Source organism: Lentzea sp. NPDC092896 (assembly GCF_044754905.1).
Classification (GTDB): Bacteria; Actinomycetota; Actinomycetes; order Mycobacteriales; family Pseudonocardiaceae; genus Lentzea.
In genome coordinates this window covers 473673-483968 of record NZ_JBIVPX010000007.1, presented here as the reverse complement: position 1 = coordinate 483968, position 10296 = coordinate 473673, and the positions used below count along the sequence as shown (strand labels likewise).

Annotated in this window: 11 protein-coding genes; 7 read left to right on the top strand and 4 right to left on the bottom strand. The window is 69.9% G+C overall.

The features are described from left to right. The first annotated feature begins 452 nt into the window (after positions 1-452). The 6 genes from ACIQF0_RS32645 to ACIQF0_RS32620 all read left to right on the top strand — a co-directional run bounded on the left by ACIQF0_RS32645 (position 453) and on the right by ACIQF0_RS32620 (position 5786). Positions 453-734 carry a metal-sensitive transcriptional regulator gene (locus ACIQF0_RS32645; RefSeq protein ID WP_401035909.1) on the top strand — a complete coding sequence of 94 codons (282 nt, stop codon included), beginning with the start codon at positions 453-455 and terminating at the stop codon, positions 732-734. A 17-nt stretch (positions 735-751) separates the two neighbouring features. Beyond that, on the top strand, positions 752-958 hold the full coding sequence (locus ACIQF0_RS32640) for a heavy-metal-associated domain-containing protein (protein WP_401035908.1): 207 nt from the start codon (positions 752-754) through the stop codon (positions 956-958). A gap of 2 nt (positions 959-960) precedes the next feature. Further along, positions 961-1800, top strand: coding sequence for a hypothetical protein (locus tag ACIQF0_RS32635; RefSeq protein ID WP_401035905.1), 840 nt, complete (start codon positions 961-963; stop codon positions 1798-1800). Then, positions 1790-3982 carry a heavy metal translocating P-type ATPase gene (locus tag ACIQF0_RS32630; protein WP_401035902.1) on the top strand — a complete coding sequence of 731 codons (2193 nt, stop codon included), beginning with the start codon at positions 1790-1792 and terminating at the stop codon, positions 3980-3982. Before ACIQF0_RS32635 ends, ACIQF0_RS32630 begins: the two co-directional genes overlap by 11 nt. Before the next feature lie 63 nt (positions 3983-4045). Continuing rightward, positions 4046-4888 (top strand): SGNH/GDSL hydrolase family protein, encoded by an 843-nt coding sequence (locus ACIQF0_RS32625; protein ID WP_401035900.1) that lies wholly within the window; start codon positions 4046-4048, stop codon positions 4886-4888. Positions 4889-5030: 142 nt separating this feature from the next. Further along, complete coding sequence (locus ACIQF0_RS32620; RefSeq protein ID WP_401035897.1) at positions 5031-5786, top strand: SGNH/GDSL hydrolase family protein; 756 nt, start codon at positions 5031-5033, stop codon at positions 5784-5786. Here ACIQF0_RS32620 and ACIQF0_RS32615 read toward each other — a convergent pair. Genes ACIQF0_RS32615 through ACIQF0_RS32605 form a run of 3 tightly spaced genes read right to left on the bottom strand, consistent with a single transcriptional unit; the run spans position 5767 to position 8499 of the window. Continuing rightward, the gene (locus tag ACIQF0_RS32615; RefSeq protein ID WP_401035894.1) at positions 5767-7344 is read right to left on the bottom strand and encodes a sensor histidine kinase; all 1578 of its coding nucleotides are present in this window, start codon (positions 7342-7344) and stop codon (positions 5767-5769) included. The genes ACIQF0_RS32620 and ACIQF0_RS32615 overlap by 20 nt on opposite strands. After that, complete coding sequence (locus ACIQF0_RS32610) at positions 7341-7985, bottom strand: response regulator (RefSeq protein WP_401035891.1); 645 nt, start codon at positions 7983-7985, stop codon at positions 7341-7343. Before ACIQF0_RS32610 ends, ACIQF0_RS32615 begins: the two co-directional genes overlap by 4 nt. Beyond that, a complete protein-coding gene (locus tag ACIQF0_RS32605) occupies positions 7966-8499 on the bottom strand; it encodes a hypothetical protein (RefSeq protein WP_401035889.1) in 534 nt (177 codons plus the stop codon). The genes ACIQF0_RS32610 and ACIQF0_RS32605 overlap by 20 nt, the downstream gene beginning before the upstream one ends. Positions 8500-8669: 170 nt before the next feature. On the opposite strand from ACIQF0_RS32605, the gene ACIQF0_RS32600 reads away from it, so the two are divergent. Continuing rightward, a complete protein-coding gene (locus ACIQF0_RS32600) occupies positions 8670-9626 on the top strand; it encodes a class I SAM-dependent methyltransferase (RefSeq protein WP_401035886.1) in 957 nt (318 codons plus the stop codon). A gap of 15 nt (positions 9627-9641) precedes the next feature. Here ACIQF0_RS32600 and ACIQF0_RS32595 read toward each other — a convergent pair whose 3' ends face one another. Then, a complete protein-coding gene (locus ACIQF0_RS32595) occupies positions 9642-10253 on the bottom strand; it encodes a TetR/AcrR family transcriptional regulator (protein WP_401035885.1) in 612 nt (203 codons plus the stop codon). Between the last annotated feature and the right edge of the window lie 43 nt (positions 10254-10296).

Here is a 10296-nt window from a genome sequence, read left to right as displayed (position 1 = left end):
CAACAGGCGTGCCATCTACCCGCGTGTGGCGCTATCCCCCGATCAGATTGCCGGGGGTCTGGGGGCAGAGCCCCCAGGGGAAGCACCCAACGCAACCCGGCCGCCCGCACGGCGACCCACCCGCCCGGTCGCCACCCCGCAAAGGTCGCCACCCGCAAGGTCGCCACCCGCCCGGTCACGACCCGCAAGGTGACCACCCACCCGATCACGACCCGCAAGGTCGCCACCCGCAAGGTCGCCACCCGCAAGGTGACCACCCGCCCGGTCACGACCCGCAAGGTGACCACCCGCCCGGTCACGACCCGCAAGGTCGCCACCCACCCGCCCACCGCCCACATGTCCACGACCCAACCTTTGACATACCCATACCCCCCTAGGGTATAAATGGCCATGAGCCCACCGCTCCCCCGGATAACCACCCGGCCGCGCGGTGGCCGGAAAGGGAGCGAGACATGCCCGGCTACGCCACCACGAAGGCCTCCCACCTGCGCCGCCTGAGAAGAATCGAAGGCCAGGTCCGCGGCCTGCAGCGGATGATCGAGTCAGACGAGTACTGCATCGACGTGCTCACTCAGATCTCCGCGGCCACCAAGGCGTTGCAGGCGGTCTCACTGGGGCTGCTCGACGAGCACCTCAAGCACTGCGTGAGCCAGGCCATCACCGAGGGCGGCACCGCGGCAGACGCGAAGATCGCGGAAGCCAGTGACGCCATCGCCCGCCTGGTCCGCTCCTAACCCGCGAGGAGAAGGCCATGAGCAAGTCAGTCCACACCGTCACCGGCATGACCTGCGGCCACTGCGTCAGCAGTGTGACCAGGGAAATCACCAAGATCGACGGCGTGCAAACAGTGGCCGCGGACCTGCCCACCGGCAAGGTCACGATCACCAGCACCACCCCGGTCTCCCTGGACGACGTGCGCACAGCAGTCGCCGAGGCCGGCTACGAACTGGCGGGCTGAAAATGAAGACCGGACACAAGGTCGCCCTCTACGCCACCGCACTGGCCGTGATCTTCGGCGGCACCTGGGCAGCGGGCGCGGCGACCGGCCCACCAGAACCACCGCCGGCACACGCAGAAGAAGCAACGCACGGCGGCAGCCACGACCAGACGAAGTCCACGCTCCCACCTGGACTGTCCGTTTCGGACAACGGCTACACGCTACGACTGAACGAGAACAGGTCGCTCGCCTTCCAAATCGAAGGCCCAGACGGCCGCCCGACAACGAAGTTCGCCGTAGAACACGAAAAACGCCTGCACCTGATCGTCGTCCGCCGAGACGGCTCGAAGTTCCAGCACGTCCACCCGGAAATGGCGCCGGACGGCACCTGGTCGGTTCCTCTCAGCCTCCCGGACGCCGGCAGCTACCGAGTGTTCGCCGACTTCAAACCAGAGGACGGCCCCAAAACGACACTGGGCGCGGACATCCAGGTAGCGGGCGACTACCGCCCGCAGAACCACATCAACAGCAGCACGTTCACCGTAGACGGCTACGAGGTGTCCCTCACCGGAGAACTCAACGCGGGCAAGGCGTCGACCGTCACCATCGAGATCACCAAGGACGGCCGAAAGGTCACCGATCTGCAGAACTACCTGGGCGCCAAGGGCCACCTGGTCGCACTGCGGGCGTCCGACCTGGCCTACCTGCACGTGCACCCGGAACAAGGCGACCAGGTGAAGTTCGCGGTCGAGGTGCCCACGGCCGGGAAGTACCGGCTGTTCCTGGACTTCCAGCACGACGACGTGGTCCGCACGGCGGAGTTCACGCTCACCACCCAAGGGGAGGGCGGTCATGGCCACTGACACCATCGAACTCTCGATCGGCGGCATGACCTGCGCTTCCTGCGCGGCGCGGATCGAGCGCAAGCTCAACAAGCTGGACGGCGTCGAGGCCACGGTCAACTACGCCACCGAGAAGGCACGCGTCAGCTACGCGGGCGACCTCACGCCCGCCGACCTGGTGAAGGTCGTCGAGGACACCGGCTACACCGCCGAACTCCCCGCCGCTCAGCCCCAAGAGACCGAGGCAGACCCGACGAGGACGTTGCGGCAGCGGCTGATCACGTCAACCGTGCTGTCGGTGCCGGTCGTCGCGCTCGCGATGATCCCGGCACTTCAGTTCACGTACTGGCAGTGGCTGTCGCTCGCTCTCGCCGGACCGGTCGTCACGTACGCCGCGTGGCCGTTCCACAAGGCCGCGTGGACGAACCTCAGGCACGGCGCCGCCACGATGGACACGCTGATCTCCATCGGCGTCGGCTCGGCGTTCCTGTGGTCGCTGTACGCGCTGTTCCTGGGCACCGCGGGCACTCCCGGCATGACGCACGGGTTCACGTTCACCATCGAACGGATGGCCGGCACCGGCAACATCTACCTCGAGGTCGCGGCGGGCGTCACGACGTTCATCCTGGCCGGACGGTACTTCGAGGCGCGGTCCAAGCGGCGCGCGGGCGCGGCGCTGACGGCGCTGCTCGAGCTCGGCGCCAAGGACGTCGCGGTGCTGAAGGACGGCCGGGAAGTCCGCGTCCCGACCAGCGAACTGAAGGTCGGCGACAGGTTCGTCGTGCGGCCGGGCGAGAAGATCGCCACCGACGGCGTCGTCGAGGAAGGCAGCTCCGCGGTCGACGCGAGCATGCTCACCGGTGAGTCGGTGCCGGTCGAGGTGCGGCCCGGTGACGCGGTGGCCGGCGCGACGGTCAACGCGGGCGGACGGCTCGTCGTGCGCGCGACCCGGATCGGGTCGGACACGCAGCTCGCGCAGATGGCGAGGCTGGTCGAGGAGGCGCAGAACGGCAAGGCCGAGGTGCAACGCCTCGCGGACCGGATCTCCGCCGTGTTCGTGCCGATCGTGATCGCACTCGCCGTGGGCACGCTGGGCTTCTGGCTCGGCACCGGCGGAGGTGTGGGGGCGGCGTTCACCGCCGCGGTGGCGGTGCTGATCATCGCCTGCCCGTGCGCACTGGGCCTGGCCACGCCGACGGCGTTGCTCGTCGGCACCGGACGGGGCGCCCAGCTGGGCATCCTGATCAAGGGGCCGGAGGTGCTGGAGTCCACCCGCAGGGTCGACACGGTGGTGCTCGACAAGACCGGCACCGTGACGACGGGCCAGATGAGCCTGGTGAGCGTTCACACCGCCGAAGGAGAGGACGAGGACGAGGTCCTGAAGCTCGCCGGGGCGCTGGAGAACGCTTCCGAGCACCCGATCGCCAGGGCCATCACCCAGGCCGCCGGGGACGTGCCGGCCGTCGAGGACTTCCAGAACGTCGAAGGCCTTGGCGTGCAAGGGGTTGTGAACGCTCACGCGGTGCTCGTCGGCCGGGAACGCCTGCTGGGTGACTGGAGCGTCAAGCTCGACGCCCGCCTGACCGAGGCCAAGGAAGCGGCCGAACGGCAGGGACGCACGGCGGTGCTGGTCGCGTGGGACGGCAAGGCCCGCGGCGTGCTGGTCGTCGCGGACACGGTGAAGCCCACGTCGAAGGAAGCCGTCGAGGGTCTCCGCAGGCTGGGACTGCGCCCGGTCCTGCTGACCGGCGACAACAGGGCCGCGGCGGAGGCCGTGGCCGCCGAGGTCGGCATCGACGAGGTCATCGCCGAGGTGCTGCCGGCCGACAAGGTCGACGTCGTGAAGCGCCTGCAGGACGAGGGGCGCGTCGTGGCGATGATCGGCGACGGTGTGAACGACGCCGCCGCACTCGCCCAGGCCGACCTCGGCCTCGCGATGGGCACCGGAACGGACGTCGCGATCGAGGCCGGCGACCTCACGCTGGTGCGCGGCGACCTGCGGGCCGCCGTGGACGCGATCAGGCTGGCCAGGCGCACGCTCACAACGATCAAGGGCAACCTGTTCTGGGCGTTCGCGTACAACGTCGCCGCGCTGCCACTGGCGGCGTTGGGCCTGCTCAACCCGATGATCGCGGGTGCGGCGATGGCGTTCTCGTCGGTGTTCGTGGTGAGCAACAGCCTTCGGTTGCGCGGCTTCCGCTGACAGGACCCACACGGGCGGTTCCGTAGCCTCGGCACATCAGCCTCTGCAGGACAGGAGTCAGGTGTGCCGAGGTTCGCCCTGGTCGCGGCGTTGCTCGTAACGCTGACGGCGTGCACCTCGACGCCGCCGGCATCCACCCCGCTGCCCACGCCCAGCAGCAGCGCCCCACCACCGGCCGAGCAGGTCTACGTGTCGATCGGCGACTCCTACGCGACGGGCTTCGGCCCGAACGGCACCACCGAGAGCTTCGCCCAGATCGTCGCGAGGCAGTCCGGCCTCAAGTTGATCAACCTGGCCTGCAACGGGGCCACGTCCGCCGATCTCGCCGCCAAGCCCGCCTGCGGGCCCGACGCCGGCGGCAAGACCCAGCTCGACGCCGCCGTGGAGGCGTTGCGCGGCAAGAAGGCGGGCCTGGTCACGGTGGTGATCGGCGGCAACGACCTGGCGCCGTGCGCGCTGTCGCAGGAACCGCTGGAGTGCGCGACCAGGACCGTCGCCGACATCCAGACCAACGTCGCCGGCACGCTCACCGAACTGCGGGAGGTCGCGCCGGACGTGAAGATCGTCGGACTGACCTACCCGGACGTGTTCCTCGGCGCGTGGGTGAACCCGTCGTTCCCCAACGGCAAGAACCTCGCGAAGCTGTCGGTCACGATGTTCCAGGACTTCAACACCAGGATCGCGGCCCAGTACGGCAGGTTCGGCGCGAAGTTCGCGGACGTCACGAACTCGACCGGCGGCTACGGCGCGCTGACCGAGCTCACCCAGGACCCGAAGTACGGGCAGATCCCGGCCTCCGTGGCCAAGGTGTGCACGCTCACACACTTCTGCGACCGCACCGACGTGCACCCGACGCCCGCCGGTCATCAGGCGATCGCGGAGGCCGTCACCGCCGCGGGTCGTTGATCACGACGGCCTCACGGGCGATCTCGTACCCTCGACACGTCGGTGCGCGCAGGGATGAGGAGCACGTGTGCAGAGGTTCTCGCTGGTCCTGACCTCTGCGCTGACGCTGCTGGTGGCCTCGTGTTCCGCGAGTGAACCCCCTGTGACCAGCACAGTTGAGGCCGGACAGCGGCTGTACGTGTCGCTCGGCGACTCCTACGCCACCGGACTCGGGCCGAACGGCACCGGTGAGAGCTTCGCGCAGATCGTCGCCAGGCAGTCCGGCCTCGGGCTCGTCAACGTCGCCTGCAACGGCGCCACCTCCGCCGACCTGCTCTCCTCGCAGGCGTGCGAGGCGGAGGCCAGCGACCGGACCCAGGTCGACGTCACCGTCGACACGTTGCGCACGGGCCAGGTCGACCTGGTCACGATGGTGATCGGCAGCAACGACCTGCTGGAACCGTGCGCGGTCGCCCAGGACCCGGCCGAGTGCGCGATGTCGGCGATGACCGACACCAGGGTCAACATCGCGACCGCGCTCACCAGGTTCCGCGAGGTGGCGCCGGACGTGCGGATCGTCGGCGTGGGCTACCCGGACGTGTTCCTCGGCGCGTGGGTGAACCCCTCGCTTCCGAACGGCGAGGACCTCGCACGCACGTCGGTGACGCTGTACGAGGACTTCAACAGCGAGATCGCGGCGGAGTACGCGAAGTTCGGCGCGAAGTTCATCGACGTCACCAGCTCGACCGGCGGTTACGGGGCGTTGACCGAGCTGACCGAGGACCCGAAGTACGGCCAGATCCCGGTCTCGGTCGCCGAGGTGTGCACGCTCACCTACATCTGCGAGGACACCGACGTCCACCCGACGCCGGCAGGTCACCAGGCGATCGCGGACGCCATCACGGCCGCGGGTCGCTGAACTCCGCCCGCACCGAGGTCCCTTCCCCCGCGACGGAGCGCACGGTCAGCCGTCCACCGACCGCCGCCACCCGGTCGTCCAGCCCCCGCAGCCCGGAACCGGACGTGTCGGCGCCGCCGGTTCCGTTGTCGCTCACAACGACCGTGACCAGGCCGTCCACCCAGGTGACCTCGATCAGCACCTCGCCGGCCTCGGCGTGCTTGGCCGCGTTGGTGAGCGCTTCGGCGACCACGAAGTAGCAGGTGCGTTCGGCGACGGCGGAGAGCCGGGCCGACGGGACGCCGGTGAGCACCGCCGGAACAGCCGACCGCTCGGCCAGCGAGAGCAGCGCGGGACCCAGTCCGGCGTCGCTGAGCAGCACCGGGTAGATGCCGCGGGCGAGTTCGCGCAGTTCGTCCAGCGCCCTGGCCAGCTCCTCGCGGGCGGCGGCGAGAAGCTCGGGCGAGTTCTCGGCCAGCCGCAGGGTGAGCAGCACCGACACCAGCCGCTGCTGGGCGCCGTCGTGCAGGTCGCGTTCGACCTGGCGGCGTGCTTCGTCGGCGGCCTCCACGATCCGTCGCGCCCGCGACTCGTTCTGCACGGCCAAAGCCGCACTCGCCGCGACCGCCCGCACGAACGACGGGTCCAGCGCCGGATCGTGCACGAGCGCCGCCAGCCGCGTCCCTCCCGCTTCGAGGTACGTGACGCCACGAGAGGTCGGTGCCACGTCGCCGTACACGATCTCCAACGACGGATCGTGCAACGTGCGAGCCAGCACCGAACGCAGGTCTTCGGGCACCCCGGCGCCCAGCGAGACCGCGAGCTCGCCCACCGCGGACCGGTCGAGCCGCGCCCGCACCAACCCGTAGAGCAACGCCAACGGCCACCCGACCAGCACGATCTCGGTCGACCACTGCAACGGCACCTGCACCGCGGCCGGCAGCCCGAGCAACGCCGCCGCGTACGTGACGACCAGCGTGAGCACGATCGCCGCGCCGCCCCACACCACCGGCCCGAGATCACGCCGGGCCACGCTCCCCGCACGCAGCCAGCGCGTGATCATGCGTGCCAGCAACGCGACCAGCAACGCGATCCCGCCGATGAGCACGACCACCGCGACGACCGGGATCCCCGGCGACGACACCTCCCGGATCACCACGATGTTCTGCGGCCCGTCGAACGGCGTGAGCAGCAGGTAACCCACGTTGACCGGCACCGTCAGCAGATAGGCGGCGCTCACGACCACGCGCTGCCGACGACTCGCGATCCGCCCGGTCGGATAGGTGACCAGCAGATGCCCGAGCACCGCCAGGTAGAGCGTCTTCGTCGCGACCCCGACGGCGTAGGCCCACGAAGCCTCGACGGCCCCGGCCAGCCGCACGAACCACGCCAGCCCGACGGCGATCATCAGCTGCCCGGCGAGGCTGTCCGGGCGCCGGTCCGCGGCCTCGATGCCGGCGCCGATGAACGCGAGCCCGACCGCGAGGTTCAGCACCACGGCGGGGACCGGGACCTCGTAGCCGCCCCACACCAGCGCGGCCAGGGCGAGGAACCCGGTGCCCAGCCAGAGGATCCTCATCGGCGCAGGTAGGCGAGCACGGCCAGCACCCGCCGGTTGTCGTCGGGTCCCTGGTGCAGCCCGAGCTTCGTGAACACCGACCGCACGTACGCCTCGACCGTCTTGGGACTGAGGAACAGCCGCTCGCAGATCGCCTGGTTCGACCGGCCCTCCGCCATCACGGCGAGCACCTCGCGTTCCCGTTCCGACAACGACTCCAGCGGATCGCCGGCCCGCCGCCTGCCCACCAGCGTCGCCACCACGCCGGGATCGATCACCAGCCCGCCGGCCGCGACCCGCCGCACCGCGTCGGCCAGCTCCGCCGTGTCCGCGACGCGGTCCTTGAGCAGGTAGCCGGCTCCTCGGGCGTCCGAGTCGAGCAGCTGCACCGCGTAGTGCGGCTCGACGTGCGCCGACAGCACCAGGATCCCGATCTCCGGGTGCGTCCCGCGGATCTTCCGCGCGGCGTAGAGGCCTTCGGTCGTGAAGCCCGGCGGCATCCGGATGTCCACGACCACGACGTCCGGCGGGTCGGCCTGCACGCGGGCCAGGAGTTCGGCCGCGTCGCCGACCTTCGCCACCACCTCGAACCCCGCATCCGTCAGCAACCGCGCGACGCCTTCGCGGAACAACGCAGAGTCGTCAGCTACTACTACGCGCATGCGCTGATGCAACCACGTGCCCGGCCTGCCGTCGCCGCCACACGACCACCATGACCACGTTCACCACGGTCAGCCCGGCCACCGCCGGCCACAGGTGCTGCAGCGCGCCCGCGGTGTCGCTCACGACGAACGTCCACGCGATCTTGAACAGGCCGCCGCCGTTGATCGCGACCAGCGCCCACGGCAGCGAACGCCGCCACAAGGCCACGGCGAGACCGCCGAACGTCAGCGGCACGAGCAGGCCGACGGCGAGCTTCGCGGGCGTCCACTCCCCCAGCAGGTACTCGCGTTCCGCGGCGAGCATCTCGATCGCGCCTGCGGTCGGGTGCTCCGGCGCGGGGAACCACGCCATGCTCGTGGCGAGCGCCAGCAACGTCGCCGCAAGTCCCCAACCACTGCGTTTGTAGCTGAAGTACGCGAACGGCAACAGGAACAACGGCCGGATGTACCAGCTGAGCTCGTTGTGGTGCCGCGCCCACGCCCACGCGGCGAACTCGTTCAGCCACTCCATCATCTTCTTGCTCCTCTCGAGTGGCCTCCAGAGTTCGCTCTCCCGCACAGCGGGACCACGAGGCCAACCCGCGAACCGGAGCAGGGTTGTCCCCGTATTACCCGAAAGACTCTGTTGATCAGCGTCCACGCCTGACAAGCTCTCGAACCGTTGCCGCACCGAGGAAGTGTTCGATGACCGTGCTCCCGCACACCACAGACGCCCTGCACCGGCTCAGCGACGCCGTTGACGGTTTCCTGCGCAGTGAGAGGGAGTTCAACCTCACCGACCCGTCGACGCACATGCTGGTCGGAGGCCGGTTGCGCACGCTCGGCGCGCAGATCGGCACCAGCGTGGCCGCGGGCATCCCGGACGAGGACATCGCCGCCATCGTCCAGCCCGCGCGCTCGGCATGTTCACGCTCACCCTTCATGCGCGACGAGAACGAGTGGGCGCGCGGCTACCCCAGCGACTACAAGCTGGTGGAGCACGTGATGGCGCAGGCCAACGAGGCCGCGCCCGGCACGCTCGGCTGGCACGTCGAGACGAATTTGCAGAACTCGCCGATCACCCAGCAGCAGCGCAACCGGGTGATGCACCAGGCCCGGCTGATCAGCGACACCCTCACCGCGCCGCGCAACGGCCCTCGGTCGATCCTGGTGATCGCCGCCGGCGCCGCCCCCGACCTGCGGCTCATCCCGCCCGGCATCGTGCGGCCCGGCGACAGGTTCGTGCTCACCGACGTCGACCCGGACGCGCTGGAACTGGCCGAGAAGCGGCTCGGGCCGCTCAACGACGTCACGACCTCGATCTCCGGCAACGTGTTCCGCGCGCTCCCGAAGCTCGCCGAACTCGGCCCGTTCGACCTCGTGCTCGTCAACGGCCTGTACGACTACCTCAACGACCGCGCGGCCGTCCGGCTCACCGAGGCGGTGCTGACCAGGCTCTGCCGCCCCGGTGGCACGTTCTACTTCTCCAGCATCACGTCCGGGAACCCGTTCCGGTGGTCGCTGGAGTACCTGATGGACTGGTCGGTGATCGAACGCGACGAGGCCGCCGTGCGCGCGTTGCTGCCGGGCTGCGACGTGTCCGTCGGCCACGACCCGACCGGGCTGGCGCTGCTCACGCACGTCCGGACGAGGCGAGGCTGACGCCGCTGCCGCAGTTCAGCGCAGGCCGTGCGCGATCCGGGTCACGAAGGCCGCCAGCCGGTCCGGCGTGAACTTGTCCGGGTCGGTGAGCACCAGGCGGCCCGACATCTCGGCCAGGGCGAGCATCGCGTGGCCGAGCAGGGCCGAGTCCAGGTCGTCCAGCCGGCCCAGTTCCTTGAGGCCCAGCGCGGCCAGGTCCTCGATCTGGGCCAGCACGCCCGCTCGCACCAGCTCCACCTGAGCGCGGAACTCGGTCGGGGTGCCCTCGGGCGGGAGGAGCACGAGGCGCCAGCGGTCGGGGGCCTCCACAACCGCGTTCACGAAGACTCGGACGGCGTCGGCGAAGGCGTCGTCCGGGGAACGCGTGGCGAAGTCGGTGGGCAGGGCGGCGATGACCTGTTCGGTGGCGCGGCCCGCCTCGCGGTCGAGCAGGGCGCTGATGAGTTCGCCGCGGTTCGCGAACAGGTCGTAGAGCACGGGCTTGGTGACCTGGGCTTCTTTTGCGACCGACTCCATCGTGACGGTGTCGAAGCCGGCCGGGATGAGGCTCAGCGCGGCGTCCAGCAGCTGCTCGCGGCGCTGCTCGGGCGGCAGGCGGCGGGCGTACTTGCGACGCGTTGTGTTCACGGGACCATATTGCTACGGTGGCGTAGCTTTCACAAAGCTACGC